The organism is Guyparkeria hydrothermalis (genome assembly GCF_023555385.1).
GTDB lineage: Bacteria > Pseudomonadota > Gammaproteobacteria > Halothiobacillales > Halothiobacillaceae > Guyparkeria > Guyparkeria hydrothermalis_A.
Genome location: NZ_JAJSED010000001.1, coordinates 2289886 through 2307278, shown reverse-complemented (window position 1 = coordinate 2307278; position 17393 = coordinate 2289886). Strand labels below are relative to the sequence as shown.

Sequence of the window (17393 nt, the reverse complement as noted above, 5' to 3'; positions counted from 1 at the left end):
GAACGTGGGTAAGAGGGTCTATCGGCGCCAAGCGGAAAAGATTGAGCCCTTTCCGCGATCGGCAGCCTATTTCCAGGCGTTCATGGCGGTCTTGAGCCGCATGATTGCCTTGTTGTGGATCTGGCACACGCGCGATTCGCTGACGCCGAGCACGGCACCGATCTCCTTCTGGTTCAGTTCGTCGACATAGTACAGCGACATGACCAGTCTCTCGCGCTCGGGCAGCTCGTCGATATAGCCCGCCAGATCGCGCTGGAAGTGGTTCTCGGCGAGCGCCTCGTCGGGCTGCTGGCTGTGCGGGTCGGCGACGTCGTAGGTCTCGTTCTCGCCTTCGCCGGCGTGGTCCAGCGAGGTGACGTGCACTGTCGAGGCATCGCTCATCGCGGCGTGATACTCGTCGAGCGTCAGGCCCATGCGCTCGCAGACCTCGGCATCCCGCGCCTCGCGGCCGGTCTCGGATTCGATCTCGGCGACCGTCTGGGCGATCTCGCGCTGACGGCGGTAGACCGAACGCGGCGCCCAGTCATTGCGACGGACCTCGTCGAGCATCGCCCCGCGAATACGCAGCCCGGCATACGTCTCGAAGGAAGCGCCCTTGTCGCCGTCGAACAGGCGGGCGGCATCGAGCAGCCCCACCATGCCGGCCTGGATCAGATCCTCGGCCTGGATGTGGGAGGGCAGACGGCCGAGCAGATGGAAGGCAACACGCTTGACCAGGCCGGCGTGCTTAGTGACCAGTGCCTCGGTCGATCCGGCCTGAACGTTCTGATACATGGCACGAGCGTTCATAGCAGATTCTCGGGATCCAGCTCGACGTTGTTCACCAGCCGTTCGACGAAGAACTGCAGCTGACCCTGCGGACCGCGGGGGGCCGGCCAGTGGTTGACACGGTCGGCCATGGAGGTGAAGGCCCGGGCCGACTTGGCCCCGCCGTAGAGCTGCACGACGGTCTTCTGGCGCTGCACGGCTCGACGGAGATAGTCGTCGAACGGCACCGACCCCATGTGCGTCAGGGTGACGTCGAGAAAGCGCTTGGCAGCCACCGAGAGTTTCTCGAACAGCCGCCGCCCTTCCGCGGCGTCGCGAACCATGTTCGCCACGACGTGGAAACGGGTCACGTCATGCTCACGGGAAAGCACCTTGATCACGGCATAGGCATCGGTGATCGAGGCCGGCTCGTCGCAGACCACGACCACCACCTCGTTGGCCGCCTCGGCGAAACGCACCACCGAGTCGGCGATGCCGGCGGCCGAATCCACGATGAGCGTGTCGACCGGCCAGCGCATCTCGGAGAATGCCGAGATCAGACCGGCGTTCTCGGCGGGCGTCAGCGCAGCCATGTGCGCCACGCCGCTGGATGCCGGCAGGATGCCGATGCCCTCGGGGCCCTCGAGCATGATCTCGTCCAGACTCGCCGTGCCTTCCAGCACATGGGACAGGTTGCCCCGCGACTGTAGACCAAGCAGCACGTCGACATTGCCCAGTCCGAGGTCGGCGTCCATGAGCACCACGCGGTCACCGGTACGCGCGAGGGCGACCGACAGGTTGAGCGAGACGTTGGTCTTGCCCACCCCGCCCTTGCCACTGGTCACGGCGATCACCCGCACCGGCCGACTGCCGGTGGCGTGGCGGGCGCCGTCGGCCTGGTCGTGGCCGCCCCAGGGCGCGTTTGTCATCCGGCTTGCTTGAGCATCCACAGCGGATCATCCCTGTCGGTATGTTCGAGTTGCGACTGCCCCATCTCGAGGGCCTGCTTGATCAGGTCGGCCGCCTTGGGGAACCAGAGATCCTCCGGGACCCGCTGACCGACGCCGGCGCAGACGAGCGGCAGACGCCGCGGCGCACCATCGACCCCTGCCAGGGGGCGGACCAACGCGGCCAGCCCGCCGCCGAGCAGCACGGTCTCGTCGAGCTTGGTCAATACCGTGCCATGCAACGGCAGGCCGGCGAAGCGTTTCTTGACGTCCTCGAGGGCCGGATACTGCGCATTCGCCGACAGGACCAGCAGAAGCTTGACTGACTCGCCCGCGCCCATCAGCGCCTCGAGCTTCTGCATCATGCGGAAATCGCGCTGCGACATCCCCGAGGTATCGATCAACACCAGGTGGCGATCGGCGACCGCCTCGAGCAACTGCGCCAGGTGCGTCTCGTCTCGCGCGATGTGCAGTGGCACATTAAGGATACGGGCGTAGTTGCGCAACTGCTCCTGAGCCCCGATACGGAAGCGGTCGGTGGTAATCAGCGCGACCGAGTCGCGGCCACGGTGCAGCACCGCACGAGCCGCCAGCTTGGCGAGCGTGGTGGTCTTGCCCACCCCGGTCGGGCCGACGAAGGCGTACGTGCCCCCGGCCTCGACCGGATCCTCGGCGCGATGCTCGAGCTGGTCGCCCAGCATCTTGAGCGCCTCGACAAAGGCCCGCTCCGGTTTCGCCGTGGCGGCGGCCCGGCCGAGCTCCCGGGCCAGCCCGATCGGCAACCCCAGGTCCTGCAGGCGCTGGACAGTCGAGACCTCGGCCGGATGGGCCTGGCTGAACCGGTGCCATTCCATGACCGACAGCTGTCGCTCGAACAGATCGCGCAGCTGGGCGACCTCCTCGGTCAGGGTCGACAGGCGTCCTTCGGCGGCCCCCTGGTCCTCGACCAGCCAGTCCCAGTGGGACGGCGTGCGGTCCGACGACCGGCCGACGGGCTCTTCGGCGACCGGAGCGGTCGACTCGGCCGGCTCGCCGGCCAGCTGCTCGTTCCAGGCGGCCAGCGCCTCGGTGAACGCGGCCCGGTCGTCCTCGGTCTCGGCCGATCCCGCCGTTTCGGCCGGCTCCTCGGCCTCGGCACGGCGGCACCGTTCGGCAAGCATCTCGGCGGTTGTCTTCGGCGCCTCGCTCTCGGCGGCAGCCGGCTGCTCCTCTCGCTCCGCTTCGGCCGTGGAGGCCGGCGCCGGACGGGTCGGCTCCTGGTGTTCTGCACGCGGCGCACGCTCGGCTGCTGCCGCCGGGCGATCTGTGGCACCGGCGATGCGGGAGGCCGACTGCTGGGCGGCTGCCAGCTGGATCGCCTTCTCGTCGAAATCCATGGCCGCGATCACCTCGACCCCGCCGGAAACCGGCTTGTTGGAGAGGATGACGGCGTCGTCTCCGAACACGCGCCGTACCTGGCGCATGGCCTCACGCATATCACTGGCGATGATTCGTTTGATTTTCATGTGTCACCAGACCCTTGGGGCGGTTGGGTTGTCCGGTCGAGTCGTCAGCCGTCGTTCTGGTTACCGACGCTCGCCACCACGCGTATTTCCTTGTTGTCCGGGATCTCGTGATAGCTCAGCACGCTGAGCGTCGGGATCGAGTGCCGGACCATGCGCGAGAGCCAGCTGCGAATCTGCGGAGCCACCAGGAGGATGGCCGGCTTGCCACTCTGCTCCTGACGCTCGGCCGCATCCCGAAGCGACTTGTGCAGTCGTTCGGCCAGGCCGGGCTCGATTCCGGGGGCCTGATTCCCGCGCTGGGTACTGTTTAGCAAGAGCTGTTCCAACTGCGGATCCAGCGTGATGACCGGCACGGTCGGCGCCAAGCCGTTGATGTACTGAACGATCATGCGCCCGAGCGCCATGCGCACGCTCTCCGTCAATTCCCCGACGTCCTGGATGCGCTGCCCCTGGATCGTCAAGGTTTCGGCAATCGTGCGGATATCGCGGATCGGAATCCGCTCGGCCAGCAGCTGCCCCAGCACCTCGACGATGGTTGTCATCGGCAGGGTCTTGGGCACCAGATCCTCGACCAGTTTCGGACTGTTCTGCTTGAGGGTGTCGAGCAGCTGCTGAGCCTGCTCGTAGCCGAACAGGTCGGCGGCGTTGTCGCCCAGGATCTGCGACAGGTGCGTGGCGACCACGGTGGCCGGGTCGACCACGGTATAGCCGAGCGCCTGCGCCTCTTCCTTCTGGTTGCGATCGATCCAGTACGCCTTCAGGCCGAAGGCCGGGTCAGTGGTCTGGATGCCCTTGATGTCACCGGAGACCTGCCCCGGATTGATGGCCATGTCGCGGTCCGGGAAGATCTCGGCATTGCCGATCGGCACGCCGTTGAGACTGATGCGGTACTCGTTGGGCTTGAGATCCAGGTTGTCGCGGATGTGGACCGTCGAGATCAGGAAGCCCAGATCCTGCGAGAGCTTCTTGCGCACGCCCTTGATCCGCGGCATCAGCTGGCCGCCCTGGTTGCGGTCGACCAGCGGGATCAGGCCGTAACCGACTTCCAGCCCGATCAGGTCGACCGGCGGCACGTCGTCCCAGGTCAGTTCCTTCACCTCGGGCTTGGCCTCCGCCGGAGCCGCTTCGGCCGCGGCCTGCTCCGCCGCCTCGGTCGCATTGCGGCGCGCGATCATCCACGCGCCGGCACCCGCCAGGGCGGCCAGCCCCAGGAACGCCACGTTGGGCATGCCCGGCACCAGGCCCAGCCCGGCCATCAGGCCCGCGGCAACCCCCAGCACCCGCGGGTCGGAGAACATCTGCCGGCTTACCTGTGCACCCATGTCCTCCTTGGAGGCGGTCACGCGGGTGACGATGATCGCGGTGGCGGTCGAGATCAGCAGCGAGGGAATGGTCGCGACCAGGCCGTCGCCGATGGTCAGCAGGACATAGGTTTCGGCGGCGGTGCCGAAGGGCATGCCGTGCTGGGCGACACCGATCAGCAATCCGCCGATCACGTTGATGAACACGATCAGGATGCCGGCGATCGCGTCCCCGCGGACGAACTTGGAGGCACCGTCCATCGAGCCGTAGAAGTCGGCCTCGGAGGCGATCTCCTCTCGACGTGCGCGCGCCTGTTCCTGATTGAGGATGCCGGCGTTGAGGTCGGCGTCGATCGCCATCTGCTTGCCGGGCAGCGAGTCGAGGGTGAAGCGGGCGGAGACCTCGGAGACGCGTCCCGCGCCCTTCGTGATGACCACGAAGTTGATCACCATCAGGATGATGAACACCACCAGACCGACGGCATAGTTGCCGCCGATGACGAAGTTGCCGAACGCCTCGATCACGTTGCCGGCCGCGCCGGTCCCCTCGTGGCCGTTGAGCAGCACCACCCGGGTCGAGGCCACGTTCAGCGCCAGACGCAACAGCGTGGCGACCAGGATCACCGTCGGGAAGATGGCGAAATCCAGCGGCCGCCCGACGTAGAGCACCACCATCAGGATGATCAGCGACAGGGTGATGTTGAAGGTGAACAGCGCGTCCAAGCCCAACGGTGGCAGCGGCACGATCACCATCGCCAACAACATGACGATCATGATCGGCGGACCGAGTCCCTGCCCGCGGTACTGGCGCAGGCTGCCGCCGAGTCGGGACAGGCCGAGGTTGTTGAGGCTGGATTTCATGGTCTGGCGTTCTTCTCGCAATCAGTTCGGTTCAGGGCGTCAGGCGTTTGGCGGCACATCGAATTCCTGCGGCACCTCAGGGTCCGGGCGGCCCGGAGACGGCCCGGCGCCGCGCGCGGCTTCCTTGAGCTGATAGACGTAGGCAAGCACCTGGGCCACCGCGGTATAGAGCGCCGCCGGTATCACCTCGTCGATCTCGACGTGCGTATACAAGGCCCGTGCCAACGGCGGTGCCTCGAACAGTTCCACGCCATGGGCCTGGGCGATCTTGCGCAGGTTCATGGCCATCTCGTCGACGCCCTTGGCGACCACCATCGGCGCGCCGACGCCCTCGGCGTCGTACTTCAGGGCAACGGCGAAGTGCGTCGGGTTGGTGACCACCACGTCGGCCTCGGGCACTGCCTCCATCATGCGCCGCTGCGACATCTGCATCTGGGTCTGGCGGATGCGCTGCTTGATCTCGGGCCGGCCCTCGGTGTCCTTGTGCTCGTCCTTGACCTCCTGGAGTGTCATGCGCTGCTGCTTGTGGTGCTGCCAGATCTGGAACGGCACGTCGATCAACGCCACCAGCAGCAGACCGAGCGAGACCGCCAGGAACCCCCAGGCAATCAGCCAGCCGGCGTGGGCGAGCGCCGCATCGAACGGCTGCAGGCCGAGACTGAGGAATTCCGGTTCGAAGGCGAAGAACACCGCGATGCCGATGGCCGCGATCAAGGTGAACTTGGCGAAGGTCTTGGCCAGCTCCATCAGCGCCTGGACACCGAAGATGCGCTTGAACCCGGAGAGGGGATTCATCTTGGACAGCTTCGGCGCCATGGCCTGGGTGGAGAAGTTCCAGCCGCCCACCGCCAGGGTCGCGATCACCGCCAGGACGATGGTGGCGAGGAACAGCGGCGCGAAGGCGAGAAAGCCGTCGGCGAACGCGTTGGCCAGGCGGCTGAACATCGCCGCCTGATCGAAGACGTCGGCCCGCGAGATGATGAACGACTCCCGAACCACCTCGGAGAGCCCCAGCATCATCTGGCCGCCGAAGACCAGAAACACCGCTGCCGAACCGGTCGTCAGCACGAAGGAGTTAAGCTCGCGCGAACGCGCCACCTGCCCCTTTTCACGGGCATCGCGAAGGCGTTTCTCGGTAGGTTCTTCGGTTTTCTCCTGACCGTTCTCGTTCTCGGCCACCGTCTTACCTCAGGATTTCCGTGATCAGGACGAACGCCTGTTGCACGAACTGTTCCACGTTCGGGAACCAGAGGGGAGCGGCGAGGAAGAGCAGGAAGAAGCCGATCATCAGCGTGGCGGGGAAGCCTACCGAGAAGATGTTCATCTGCGGCGCGGCGCGCGTGATCACGCCCATCGCGAGGTTGACCATCAGCAGCGTGGTGACGATCGGCAAGGCCACGAGCACCGCGTTGATGTACATCTGCTGGCCGAAGTCGGCAATGGCTCGGAAATCCTCGGGCGTCAGGCCGATGGGCGAGATCGGCAGAATCGTGAACGAGTCCGCCAGCATCTTGACGATCATCGCCGGCACGTTGAGCGTGACCATCAGCAGCGTGACGACGATGGTGAGAAACTGGGACACCAGCGGCACGCTGACCCCGTTCTGCGGATCGACGGTCTGGGCGAAGCCCAGGCCCATGCTCATGGCGATCGACTCCCCGGCGATGACGAAGGCCGCCAGCACCAGGTTGAGTACGAAACCCATCGCCACGCCGATCAGGATCTGCTGGACGATCATCACGAACCCGGCGACCGAGAGCGGATCGACGGTCGGGATGTCGGGCACCATGGGCGTGATCACCACCGAAATCACCAGCGCGATCAAGAGGCGAACCCGCATGGGGAGCGTCTGCGAACCGAAGATCGGCGCGACCATCAGCATGGCCCCGACCCGGATCAGTACCCACAGGTAGCTGACGGCCCAGCCGAGGATCTGGTCGATCGCCAGTTCCATTCAGGCCCGGCCTAGGAGATCAGCGACGGGATGTTGTGGAACAGCCGCTCGGTGAAGTCGACGATGACCTGGAGCATCCAGGGCGCGGCCAAGAGGATGGCGAACACCACCGCGATCATCTTGGGGATGAAGCTCAGCGTCATCTCGTTGATCTGCGTGGCCGCCTGGAACATGCCGATCAGCAGGCCCACGGCCAGCGCGGTGAGCAGGATTGGCATCGACAGATACAGGATGACCGTCAGCGCCTGGCGGGTCAGCTCGATAACCGTATCCGGACTCATGACCTAGCCCCCCATGTAGAAGCTGGATGCGAGCGTGCCCATCAGCAGCGCCCAGCCGTCGACCAGCACGAACAGCATGATCTTGAACGGCAGCGACACGATCATCGGCGAGAGCATCATCATGCCCATCGACATCAGTACCGAAGCCACCACCAGGTCGATGATCAGAAACGGGATGAAGATCATGAAGCCGATCTGGAAGGCCGTCTTCAGCTCGGAGGTGACGAAGGCGGCCATCAGCACCGTCAGCGGCACGTCTTCGGGCGTCTCGAACTCCGGGTAGTCACCGATCCCCTGGTACAGCGCGATGTCGGTTTCGCGCGTCTGGTTGAGCATGAAGGTGCGCAACGGCTGGGCGGCTCGGTCGATCGCCTCGGTGGCGGTGATTTCTTCGGCCATGTAGGGCCCGACGCCCTCGTCGTAGGCCTTCTGGAACACCGGCGCCATGATGAACAGCGTCAGGAACAGGGCCAGCCCCAGCAGGATCTGGTTCGACGGCGTCTGCACCGTCCCGAGCGCCTGGCGCAGCAGGGCCAGCACGATGATGATCCGCGTGAACGAGGTCATCATCAGCAGCATCGACGGCAGCAGGGTGAGCACCGTCATCAGGGCGAGGATCTGCAGCGTGAGGCTGTACTGCGTCTCGCCGTTCTCGCCCTCGGTCAGCGTCACTGCCGGCAGGCCGGGCTCGGCCAGCACAGGCAGGCTGACCGAGAACAGACCGAACGCCAGCAGCAGGGCTGCAAGCAGGCGCCTAGCCGTCATTCGAACCTCCCTTGCCGCGCCGGCCGAAGCGGGCAGCAAGCTGTTCCTGGAAGGCCTCGCCGAAGCTCGGATGGCCACCCTCGCGCTTGACAGGGTCGAGCGGCGGATCGACCCAGCCGAGCGACTCGATCGCGCCCTGGCTGACCCCGACCAGCATCTGCCGATCGCCGACCGCCACCAGCAGGATGCGCTCGCGCGGGCCGATCGACATCTGGGTGAGCACCTGCATCGGGTAGTTGCCCGCCCGGGCGTCGAGCCGACCGAATCGCTTGACCGCCCACACCAGCGCGAACATCAGGATCAGCACCAGCAACAGGCTGATCACCAGCTTGACCAGGTAGCTCGGCGCCAGCGGATCGATCGTCTCGGCCGCGGCGGCCGGGGCCGCCATCGCGAGCATCGAAAGGAAAACCAGTGCCCGCATGCCCATCAACGCAGCTTGCGCAGGCGCTCGGCCGGGCTGATGACGTCGGTCAGGCGGATGCCGAACTTCTCGTTGATCACCACCACTTCGCCGCGGGCGATGAGCGTGCCGTTGACCAGCACGTCCAGCGGCTCGCCGGCCAGCCGGTCTAGCTCGACGATCGACCCCTGGTTGAGCTGCAGCAGGTTGCGGATGTTGATCGAGGTGCGCCCGATCTCCATCGAGATGGTGACCGGCACGTCCATGATGACGTCGAAGTTGACCGGGTTCTCGTCGTCGTCCGGCTGACCGCCATCATGGAACTGTTCCATGTGGACCTGCGAGGCATCATCGCTGCCCCCGCCGGCCTCGGTCTCGGCCTGTTCGGCCATGGCCGCCGCCCAATCGTCCTCGACGGACTTGTCGGATTCATCAGCCATCGTCATTTTCTCCTGATTGCTTCAGCCCGGGGATCTGCGCCCGCAGGATCTCGTTGGGGTGTGCCGCCCGTTCCAGTCGTTCCGGAACGGCCTCCTCCACCCGTATTGCCTTGTTGCCTTTGTAGTTACCCATCTTGCCGCGGAACAGCGGCAGCCCGTCGCTGACCAGCGTGGAGCATTCGGGCATCTCGAAGGGAATCACCTGACCGACCTCGAGGTTGGCCACGTCCTTGAGCGACATGCGCACGTCGGCCAGGTGCGCGCTCAGATCGACCTCGGCAAACCCCAGCTCGCGCTTGAGCGCCTTGGTCCAGCGCTCGTCCACCTCGAGCCGGTCGCCCTGCATGCCGCCGTCGAGCAGATCGCGGATCGGCTCGATCATCGAGTACGGCACGACGAAGTCGAACTTGCCGGACCCGCCCTCGACCTCGATGCGAAAGCTCGAGACAACCACCACCTCGGTCGCCGAGACGATGTTGGCGAGCTGCGGGTTCATCTCGTGGCTCACGGTCTCGAACATGATCGGGTAGATCGGCGCCCAGGAGTTCTGCATTTCCTCGGTGGCCTGCTCCAGTACCCGCTTGATCACGCGCAGCTCGGTGGGCGTGAAATCGCGCCCCTCGATCTTGGCGTGCATGCCGAAACCGCCGAAGAAGTTGTCGACCAGCGAAAACACCAGCCGCGACTCCATCATGAACATGCCCAGACCCTTGAGCGGACGCACGTGCATCAGCGTCATCGAGGTGGGCACGAACAGGGTGTGGATGTAATCCGAGAACTTGCTCATCTCCACGCCTTCGATCGAGATCTCGACCGAACGGCGCAGCATGGAGACCAGCCGGATGCGCAGGCTGCGAGCGAAGCGCTCGTTGAGCATCTCCAGGGTCGGCAGGCGCCCCCGGACGATACGCTCCTGGGTGGTGAGATCGTAGGAGATGGCCTGTTGCGGGTCGCCGACGCCCTGTTCGGTCTCGACGTCGCCTTCGTCCACGCCATTGAGCAGCGCGTCGATCTCGTCCTGGGAGAGAATGTCTGCGTCAGTCATAACTCGCTCGCGCCCCCATTGCGCCGAACCCGGTTCCCGACCGGCATCACTGCATCAGAAGCCGGGTGAAATAGACGTTCTCGACCGGCTTCTCGAGCTCGGTCCCGTCCTCGAGGATGCGGTTGATGTCCTCGGTCAGCGTCTGCTGCAGCGCCTCCTTGCCCTCGCGGGTGCGCAACTCGGCGGCATCGACTTCGCTCAGCGACAGCATGACGTCGTTGATGATCCGCGAACGCAGCGCCTTGACGTGCTCCTGGACCTTCGGGTCGCGGGTCACCATGTCCAGCTGCACCTGCAGCACGTTGGCGTCGTTCGGCTTGCTCAGATTGACCGTGATCGGCTCGCCGAGCGGGATGGTGATCGGCGGCCCCTTGGGTGCCTCGACCTCCTCTACCTGTTCCTGGGCAACCTCGTCGCCGGCCGGCTCCTTGTCGCCACCGGTCAGGAGAAGCGTGGCCACCACCGCCCCAACGGCGAGAATCACCACGATCAGCACCACCAGCAGGATCACCACCAGCTTGCTACCGCCCTTCTTCTCTTGAGTTGCCTCGTCTCCTTCGGCCATCACCGACTCCTCGCTTGTTCTTGTGCACTGCCCTTCCGAAACAACCGGAAACGCAAATGTCCGCGATTCTCACGCGTTTGCATTGGTTTTGCCACTACCGTCGCAGGCTCAGGCCAGTCGCCCCAGCGGTTCGCCGCCGGCATGGTCACCGTGACGGCCGTACAGGGCCTGGTCGGCGCGACGAAACCACTCGTCGCGATCCTCGTCCTCGCGCCACTGCGCCATCCCGATGCTCGCCCTAAGAGGGATGATCTCGTCACCGGTATCGCGCAGCGGATACTCCTGCAACCACTCGATCAGTCGGGCCGCGAGCCGGCGGGCACCGTGATACGGCGTCTCGGGAAGAATGACCGCAAACTCGTCGCCACCGAGCCGGTAGGCGCTGTCAGTCTGCCGCAGACAGCGATCCAGCCCCTCGGCCACACGCGTCAGCGCCCGATCACCAACGTCATGCCCGTAGGTGTCGTTGATCGACTTGAACCGCGACATGTCCAGGAGCAGCAGGCTCGCCTGCCCACCGTAACGCTGGAAGCGCGCATGCACCTCCTGCAGGTCCATGTCGAAGGCACGGCGATTCTTCAGTCCGGTCAGCGCATCGTGTTCGGCCGCGATCAGAGCGTGCTCGAGCATCCGCAGATTGCGCAGCGGATAGGCGACCACTGCCAGCATCCGGCGCAGCGGCCCCAGATCGAAGTTCTCGACTGGATATCGGCTGTGCAGGAGAAGGCGACCAAAGGAACCATCATCCAGCGACAGCGCTATCGGGATGGTGTGCTCCGACGGGTTCGCCTCGTTGCAGCAGTAGCGCTCTTCGCCCAGCTGCCAGGAAATTGACGTTATCGACAGAAATACCTCGAGGTGCTCGCGGATGCTGTCGAGCGCCACCGCGACGCTGACGCAGCGCACCAGCGACCGTAGCAACGCCGCACCGCGCTCGTTCCATTCCTCGGGCGTCGCCCCCGGCGTCGCCGGATAGCAACAGGCCGATCCCCGCTCCGGCCCCGAGGCCGCCGGGTCGCCATATGATTCGTCCGTGTTGAGGTAGCAGGCCATGCCGAAACCCTTCTGGCTAATGGTTGTCGCGGTCGTTAGCGTCAAGCATCCGCGCCGTTGCGATGGGTAATGCAGCATGTGTGCCAATCAGGAGTTGGGGGCATCCTCCCGCCGTGCGAGCACCTCGGCGTAGACCGCGTTGCGCGAGCGTGAGGTCGTTCGCGAAACGACCCGGGCAATGGTCTTCGGCGCCACGCCTTCGTCGACCAGCAACCCGATCAGGACATCCGCGTCAACGGCGTCGCCAGCCTCCCCGGCCTCGCCCGGCCCGACCAGAACGACGAACTCTCCCCGGGCGGGGATCTCGCCAGACGCCAGCTGTTCGGCCAACTCGGCCAGCGAGCCACGTGCGATCTGCTCGAAGCGCTTGGTGAGCTCGCGGGCGAGAACGGCCGGACGAGAACCACCGAGGCCCTCGGCGCATGCCGCCACGCTCTTGACGATGCGGTGCGGCGCCTCGTAGAACGCCAGGGTCGCCTCGACTTCCGCCAACTCGGCGAGACGTTCACGCCTCGCCTTGCCCTGAGGCGGCAGAAACCCCTCGAACCAGAACGGGCGCCCCGGCAGTCCGGAGGCGGACAGGGCAGCGATCACCGCTGATGCGCCGGGGATGGGGACGACCGGCACCTCGCCATCCGCCAGCACGCGCACCAGCACCTCGCCCGGATCACTGATGGCCGGCGTGCCGGCGTCACTGATCAGCGCAACCGATTCACCGGCCTCGAGCCGACGACGAATCGCCTCACTCGCCCCGCGCTCGTTGTGCTCGTGCAACGCGACCAGTTCCTTCTGCACGCCGAGATGGTTCAACAGGACCCGGGCATGACGGGTGTCCTCGCAGGCGATGAAATCCACGCCGCGCAGCACCAGGATGGCCCGCTCGCTGATGTCGGCCAGGTTGCCGATGGGAGTGGCGACCACATAGCAATGGCCCGCCACTACCCAGCGACCGGGGGATACCGCCTCGCGCCCCGCATTCGAACTGGACATTTGGTTATACTCACTCACGGTTTTCACTTTCTTATGGTCACTTGGCGACGAAACCATCCGCCGCGCAGGCGGGTCCACGTTGACCAGGGACCATCAGTACCCTGACCGGGACTGCCATTTTGCCCACGTTACCGGAGACGGATCGCATGCCGACCAGCAAACGCCCGCTCACCCGCCGGCGCCAGCAGGCCTTCCCCCGCACTGTCGCTCGTGTCCGCCTAGGACTGTTTGCCGCCGCTCTGCTGACGCTCGGCGGCTGCGCCCAGATGCCAAGCTCGGGAAAACCGGCACCCGCCTCCCCGGCGCAGACGCAACTGCAACAGGCGGTACAGGCCTCCGACCCGGCCGGAATTGCCCGCGCTCGGCTGGCCATGTCGCAGGACCTCTCCGGCACCGAGCGAGCAGAGCAGCAACTTCTCGCGCTGGAAACGGCCATTGATGCCCACGATCTCCAACTGGCACGCGAACTCTATCAGCAGGTCGACACCCAATCGCTCTGGCCGCGCATCAACCCCCGGCGAGCGGCCATCGCGCGCGGCCTTGGCCAGTGGGCCGAAGGCGATCGCAGCGGGGCCATGCGCACCATTCACCGTATCCCGCTGCCGCTCGAACCGAACATCGAAGGGCGCCGCCTGTTCCTGCTGGGTGCCATGGAAGCGGAAGCCGGCGACCCGTTGCGTGCGGCGCGCTACTATCATGCCGCCAACGACCTGCTGCCGCCCAAGCAGCGCGAACCGAATCACGCCCGCATCTGGAACCTGCTGCTCGAGATCCCGACCGAGCAGCTCCGTGACGCGGCGGCCAATGCCGGCGACTCGCGCTTCGCCGACTGGCTCGACCTGGCTCTGACCTACCGCCAGCGCCCCGCCGGCGTGGAAGACTGGGTCACCAACCACCCGGACCACCCCTCGGTCGAGAGTGGGTTCGTCGACATGCTCGACTCGGCCGGCAGCCTCGAGTCGATCCGCACCCCGAGCCAGCAGGGACCGGTGGCCGTACTGCTGCCCCACTCCAAACAGTACGAGGGCATCAGCCAGGCCATCCGCCAGGGGATCGAATACGCTGCCCAGAATGGCGCCCTCGGGGGCCGCGAGTTGCGCTTCATCGACTCCGGCACCGGCCGACTCGGCGTCCGTGCCGCTCTCGAGGAGGCCGAGGCGGCCGGGGCAGCCGTGGTTATCGGGCCACTGCTCAAGTCGCAGCTGCCCGCACTCGGGGCGATCGGCCCGAATGGCCCGCTGGCCATCGCGCTGAATTCGCCGGCGCCGGGCGAATCCATGCCCATGGGCGTGGTGAGCTTCTCGCTCTCGCCGGAGCAGGATGCCCAGGCCGCCGCCCGTCGCATGTGGGCCGAGGGCCATCGGCGGGTGGCGATCTTCTCGGCCGGGCAACAGCTCGGCGAGCGAACCCGCGACGCCTTCGCCGAGGAGTTCACCCTGATGGGCGGCGATGTGGTCGACCGGGCCAGCTTCAACCCCGGCCAGACCGACTTCTCCAGCGAACTGCGCAACCTGCTGCAGGTGCGGGACGAAGCCGAGGATGACGGGCCGTTCCAGCCGGTAATCCGCAACGACCTGGACGCCATCTTCCTCGCCGCCAGCGGCGACGAACTCGCGCTGATCACGCCGCAACTCGATTACTTCGGCGCCGAGGAATTGCCGCGTTACGGCCTGGGACTGGCCTACTCCGGCAATGTCGACAAGCGGGCCGATGGCGACAAGGACAAGGTCAAGATCCCGGTCGCGCCGATGCTGCTGGCCGGCCCGGCGGGCCCCGATCACCCGATGCGCCCCGCCTACGAGCAGGCGCAGCTCGCCGGCTCGCTGCCGCGCCTGTTCGCGTTCGGCGCCGATGCGGCCCGCGTTGCCGGTCGGATCGATGCCCTGCTGCAGGGCGGGACGGTCAGTGGTCTGACCGGCGAGCTGTCCCTCACGCCCACGGGTGTGATCCAGCGCCAGCCGCGCTGGGGCCAGTTCCGCAACGGGCTGCTGAAGCCGCTGCCGGAGCTCGGCGACACCATCAGCTCCGATATGAATTCGGGCTCGACGGACGGGACGACCGGCAACGTTCCGACGACCGGCTTCTAGACACCAAACAGGGAGGCGCGCGGCATGGACGCCCTGCGACGCTGGTGGCCCGCTCGACGCCGGACCGGTTTCCGACCGGCCGACCGTCGGCAACTGGGCCGGGCGGCCGAGGAACTGGCTCTCGCCCACCTGGAACGGGCGGGGTTGTCACGACTCGACCGCAACGTGCGCGCCGGTCGCGGCGAGATCGACCTGATCCTCCGCGACGGCGACACGCTGGTATTCGTCGAGGTGCGTGCCCGTGCCGATGGCGCCCTGGTATCGGCCGCCGAAAGCCTATCCGCCCGCAAGTGCGCCAAGGTGCGCGAGACGGCCGAGCGGCTGATTGCCGCCCGCCCGGACTGGCAGGCGTTCTATTGCCGCTTCGATGTCGTTGCCGTCACCGCCACCGCAAACCAGACACCCGAGATACAGTGGTTGCGCGACGCCTTCTGAATCGCGCGAGCAATCCGGACCCCGAGAGACACGAATGAGCGACATTCTTGATGGACTGAGACGACGGCTCGACCGGGACCTGGCCGAGATGGGCCGGCTGGTCGACGACACCGCCCCACAAGCGCTGGAGGCCGCCGGGGTCATCCTCACCGCCGTGCTCAACGGCCAGCGCGTCCTGAGCTGCGGTGCCCGCGAGCGCAGCGACCTCGCCCATTACTTCGCTCGCCTGATGACCGGCCAACTGGAGCATCCCCGCCCCGGCCTGCCGGTCATGGCACTGTCGGAATATCCCGGCGGCAAGGAACCCTTCGTGCGCGCCATTCGTGCACTGGGCGCGCAGCACGATGTGCTGTTCGCCGTGAGCTGCAACGCCGTCGACGGGGTGCTGCCGGCGCTGCGGGCGGCCCACGAGCGCGACATGCAGGTGGTCCTGCTGTCCGCCGGCTCCGAAGACGTGATCGCCCCGCACCTGGAAAGCCAGGACCGCCTGATCTGCATCGCCACCGAGCATCGCGGACTCGCCTACGAAGCGCAGGTCCGTTGCCTGCATATCCTCGTCGATCTGGTCGACCGCCAACTGCTTGGCCTTACCGACTGAATGCGATGACGGCCCTGGCAACCTTCACCCAGCAATTGGGCGCGGCGCTGCCCGCCGACCGGATCATGACCGATGCCGGCTCGACCTGGGCCTACGGCATGGACAACAGCCGGGTCCATCATGCCGCCGATGTGGTGGTCTTCCCGGAGAACCACGACGAGGTGGTCGAGGTCATGCGCCTGGCCGCCGAGTGCCGAATCCCGGTGACCACCCGCGGCCGCGGCACGGGGACGGCGGGCGGCTCGGTGCCGGTCGAGGGCGGCGTGGTGCTGGTGACCGACCGCATGACCCGCGTGCTCGACTTCCGTCCCGAGGACCGGCTGATCGTGGTCGAGGCCGGTCTGATCAATGCCGAGCTGCAGCGCATCGTCGCCGAGAAGGGCTTTTTCTGGCCGCCGGACCCGACCAGCAACGCCCTGTGCACCGTTGGCGGCAACCTGGGCTGCAATGCCGCCGGGCCGCACGCCGTCAAGTACGGCACCACGCGCGAGAACGTGCTGGGCCTGCGTGCCGTCGATGGTCAGGGACATACCATCAAGGCCGGCTCGCAGACCACCAAGGGCGTGGTCGGCCACGACCTGACCCGGCTGATGATCGGCTCGGAAGGCACCCTGGGGGTGATCACCGAGGCGACGCTCAAGCTCACCCCCCTGCCCGAAACCCGTCGCCTGCTGCGCGCCTTCTACCCGGACATGCATACCGCCTCCGAGGCAGTCTCGCGGGTGATGGCCCAGCCGGCCACGCCGGCGGCGATCGAGTTCATCGACGGCAATGCGCTCGACCTGCTGCGCCGCAACTCGCAGGCGACCATCCCCGATGCGGCCGGCGCGATGCTGATGATCGAGATCGACGGCGACGAGACCGGTATCGACGGACTGGTCCAACGCGTGGTGGCTGCCGCCGGTGACGACCGGGCGGATATCGCGGTGGCCGAGACGACCGAGGAGCAGAAGGCGCTCTGGGCGGCGCGCAAGGCGCTCTCACCCACCCTGCGCCAGGTCGCGCCGAAGAAGATCAACGAAGACGTGGTGGTGCCGGTCTCGCGCATCCCGCGGCTGATCGAGACCCTCGATGCCATCGCCGCGCGCCACGCGATCACCATCGTCAGCTTCGGCCACGCCGGCAACGGCAACATCCACGTCAATCTGCTGGTCGACCCGGACGACCCGGCGCAGATGGCCGGCGCGGAAAAGGCTCTCGACGAGGTGTTCTCGGCCGTGCTGGCACTCGACGGCACGCTGTCCGGCGAGCACGGCATCGGCTACGTCAAGCGTGGTTTCATCGACCGGGAAATCCCGCCCGACTCGCTCGCGCTGATGCGGGGCATCAAGGCGGTGTTCGACCCGCTCGGCATTCTCAATCCGCACAAGAAGCTGCCCGACCCGGCCGCGCCGGATTCGACGCGCTGAGTCTGTG

18 protein-coding genes are annotated in these 17393 nt (G+C 66.4%); 4 read left to right on the top strand and 14 right to left on the bottom strand.

What is annotated here, in order from left to right:
* Positions 1 to 66 precede the first annotated feature (66 nt).
* The 14 genes from LV476_RS10770 to rsmI all read right to left on the bottom strand — a co-directional run bounded on the left by LV476_RS10770 (position 67) and on the right by rsmI (position 12857).
* Positions 67 to 789, bottom strand: coding sequence for an RNA polymerase sigma factor FliA (locus LV476_RS10770; protein ID WP_250076034.1), 723 nt, complete (start codon positions 787 to 789; stop codon positions 67 to 69).
* A complete protein-coding gene (locus tag LV476_RS10765; protein ID WP_250076033.1) occupies positions 786 to 1676 on the bottom strand; it encodes a MinD/ParA family protein in 891 nt (296 codons plus the stop codon). The genes LV476_RS10770 and LV476_RS10765 overlap by 4 nt, the downstream gene beginning before the upstream one ends.
* Complete coding sequence (gene flhF, locus LV476_RS10760) at positions 1673 to 3199, bottom strand: flagellar biosynthesis protein FlhF (RefSeq protein WP_250076031.1); 1527 nt, start codon at positions 3197 to 3199, stop codon at positions 1673 to 1675. The genes LV476_RS10765 and flhF overlap by 4 nt, the downstream gene beginning before the upstream one ends.
* Positions 3200 to 3243: 44 nt before the next feature.
* On the bottom strand, positions 3244 to 5274 hold the full coding sequence (flhA, locus tag LV476_RS10755; protein ID WP_250076340.1) for a flagellar biosynthesis protein FlhA: 2031 nt from the start codon (positions 5272 to 5274) through the stop codon (positions 3244 to 3246).
* Between the two features lie 126 nt (positions 5275 to 5400).
* Positions 5401 to 6540 carry a flagellar biosynthesis protein FlhB gene (flhB, locus tag LV476_RS10750; protein WP_250076030.1) on the bottom strand — a complete coding sequence of 380 codons (1140 nt, stop codon included), beginning with the start codon at positions 6538 to 6540 and terminating at the stop codon, positions 5401 to 5403.
* A gap of 4 nt (positions 6541 to 6544) precedes the next feature.
* A complete protein-coding gene (gene fliR, locus LV476_RS10745) occupies positions 6545 to 7315 on the bottom strand; it encodes a flagellar biosynthetic protein FliR (protein WP_250076027.1) in 771 nt (256 codons plus the stop codon).
* Between the two features lie 11 nt (positions 7316 to 7326).
* A complete protein-coding gene (fliQ, locus tag LV476_RS10740) occupies positions 7327 to 7596 on the bottom strand; it encodes a flagellar biosynthesis protein FliQ (protein ID WP_058575391.1) in 270 nt (89 codons plus the stop codon).
* A gap of 3 nt (positions 7597 to 7599) precedes the next feature.
* On the bottom strand, positions 7600 to 8361 hold the full coding sequence (fliP, locus tag LV476_RS10735) for a flagellar type III secretion system pore protein FliP (RefSeq protein ID WP_250076025.1): 762 nt from the start codon (positions 8359 to 8361) through the stop codon (positions 7600 to 7602).
* The gene (fliO, locus tag LV476_RS10730; protein WP_250076023.1) at positions 8351 to 8785 is read right to left on the bottom strand and encodes a flagellar biosynthetic protein FliO; all 435 of its coding nucleotides are present in this window, start codon (positions 8783 to 8785) and stop codon (positions 8351 to 8353) included. The genes fliP and fliO overlap by 11 nt, the downstream gene beginning before the upstream one ends.
* 5 nt (positions 8786 to 8790) lie before the next feature.
* Positions 8791 to 9204, bottom strand: coding sequence for a flagellar motor switch protein FliN (gene fliN, locus LV476_RS10725; RefSeq protein ID WP_250076020.1), 414 nt, complete (start codon positions 9202 to 9204; stop codon positions 8791 to 8793).
* Positions 9197 to 10249 carry a flagellar motor switch protein FliM gene (gene fliM / locus LV476_RS10720; protein ID WP_250076019.1) on the bottom strand — a complete coding sequence of 351 codons (1053 nt, stop codon included), beginning with the start codon at positions 10247 to 10249 and terminating at the stop codon, positions 9197 to 9199. Before fliM ends, fliN begins: the two co-directional genes overlap by 8 nt.
* Before the next feature lie 46 nt (positions 10250 to 10295).
* Complete coding sequence (locus tag LV476_RS10715; protein ID WP_250076017.1) at positions 10296 to 10814, bottom strand: flagellar basal body-associated FliL family protein; 519 nt, start codon at positions 10812 to 10814, stop codon at positions 10296 to 10298.
* Positions 10815 to 10922: 108 nt separating this feature from the next.
* Positions 10923 to 11912, bottom strand: a complete 990-nt coding sequence (locus LV476_RS10710) for a GGDEF domain-containing protein (RefSeq protein WP_250076016.1) — start codon at positions 11910 to 11912, stop codon at positions 10923 to 10925.
* Between the two features lie 42 nt (positions 11913 to 11954).
* Positions 11955 to 12857 carry a 16S rRNA (cytidine(1402)-2'-O)-methyltransferase gene (gene rsmI / locus LV476_RS10705; protein ID WP_250076015.1) on the bottom strand — a complete coding sequence of 301 codons (903 nt, stop codon included), beginning with the start codon at positions 12855 to 12857 and terminating at the stop codon, positions 11955 to 11957.
* A gap of 146 nt (positions 12858 to 13003) precedes the next feature.
* Here rsmI and LV476_RS10700 point away from each other — a divergent pair, with 146 nt between their 5' ends.
* Genes LV476_RS10700 through LV476_RS10685 form a run of 4 tightly spaced genes read left to right on the top strand, consistent with a single transcriptional unit; the run spans position 13004 to position 17386 of the window.
* A complete protein-coding gene (locus tag LV476_RS10700) occupies positions 13004 to 14944 on the top strand; it encodes a penicillin-binding protein activator (protein ID WP_250076014.1) in 1941 nt (646 codons plus the stop codon).
* Between the two features lie 24 nt (positions 14945 to 14968).
* A complete protein-coding gene (locus LV476_RS10695; protein ID WP_250076012.1) occupies positions 14969 to 15379 on the top strand; it encodes a YraN family protein in 411 nt (136 codons plus the stop codon).
* Between the two features lie 34 nt (positions 15380 to 15413).
* Complete coding sequence (locus tag LV476_RS10690; RefSeq protein WP_250076010.1) at positions 15414 to 15977, top strand: hypothetical protein; 564 nt, start codon at positions 15414 to 15416, stop codon at positions 15975 to 15977.
* A gap of 5 nt (positions 15978 to 15982) precedes the next feature.
* Positions 15983 to 17386 (top strand): FAD-binding oxidoreductase, encoded by a 1404-nt coding sequence (locus LV476_RS10685; protein ID WP_250076008.1) that lies wholly within the window; start codon positions 15983 to 15985, stop codon positions 17384 to 17386.
* Positions 17387 to 17393 lie beyond the last annotated feature (7 nt).

Coding starts and splice junctions, on each gene's coding strand:
- LV476_RS10770 (WP_250076034.1), bottom strand. CDS start 789: ATGAACGCTCGTGCCATGTATCAGAACGTTCAGGCCGGATCGACCGAG.
- LV476_RS10765 (WP_250076033.1), bottom strand. CDS start 1,676: ATGACAAACGCGCCCTGGGGCGGCCACGACCAGGCCGACGGCGCCCGC.
- flhF (WP_250076031.1), bottom strand. CDS start 3,199: ATGAAAATCAAACGAATCATCGCCAGTGATATGCGTGAGGCCATGCGC.
- flhA (WP_250076340.1), bottom strand. CDS start 5,274: ATGATCGTCATGTTGTTGGCGATGGTGATCGTGCCGCTGCCACCGTTG.
- fliR (WP_250076027.1), bottom strand. CDS start 7,315: ATGGAACTGGCGATCGACCAGATCCTCGGCTGGGCCGTCAGCTACCTG.
- fliQ (WP_058575391.1), bottom strand. CDS start 7,596: ATGAGTCCGGATACGGTTATCGAGCTGACCCGCCAGGCGCTGACGGTC.
- fliP (WP_250076025.1), bottom strand. CDS start 8,361: ATGACGGCTAGGCGCCTGCTTGCAGCCCTGCTGCTGGCGTTCGGTCTG.
- fliO (WP_250076023.1), bottom strand. CDS start 8,785: ATGCGGGCACTGGTTTTCCTTTCGATGCTCGCGATGGCGGCCCCGGCC.
- fliN (WP_250076020.1), bottom strand. CDS start 9,204: ATGGCTGATGAATCCGACAAGTCCGTCGAGGACGATTGGGCGGCGGCC.
- fliM (WP_250076019.1), bottom strand. CDS start 10,249: ATGACTGACGCAGACATTCTCTCCCAGGACGAGATCGACGCGCTGCTC.
- LV476_RS10715 (WP_250076017.1), bottom strand. CDS start 10,814: ATGGCCGAAGGAGACGAGGCAACTCAAGAGAAGAAGGGCGGTAGCAAG.
- rsmI (WP_250076015.1), bottom strand. CDS start 12,857: ATGTCCAGTTCGAATGCGGGGCGCGAGGCGGTATCCCCCGGTCGCTGG.
- LV476_RS10700 (WP_250076014.1), top strand. CDS start 13,004: ATGCCGACCAGCAAACGCCCGCTCACCCGCCGGCGCCAGCAGGCCTTC.
- LV476_RS10695 (WP_250076012.1), top strand. CDS start 14,969: ATGGACGCCCTGCGACGCTGGTGGCCCGCTCGACGCCGGACCGGTTTC.
- LV476_RS10690 (WP_250076010.1), top strand. CDS start 15,414: ATGAGCGACATTCTTGATGGACTGAGACGACGGCTCGACCGGGACCTG.
- LV476_RS10685 (WP_250076008.1), top strand. CDS start 15,983: ATGACGGCCCTGGCAACCTTCACCCAGCAATTGGGCGCGGCGCTGCCC.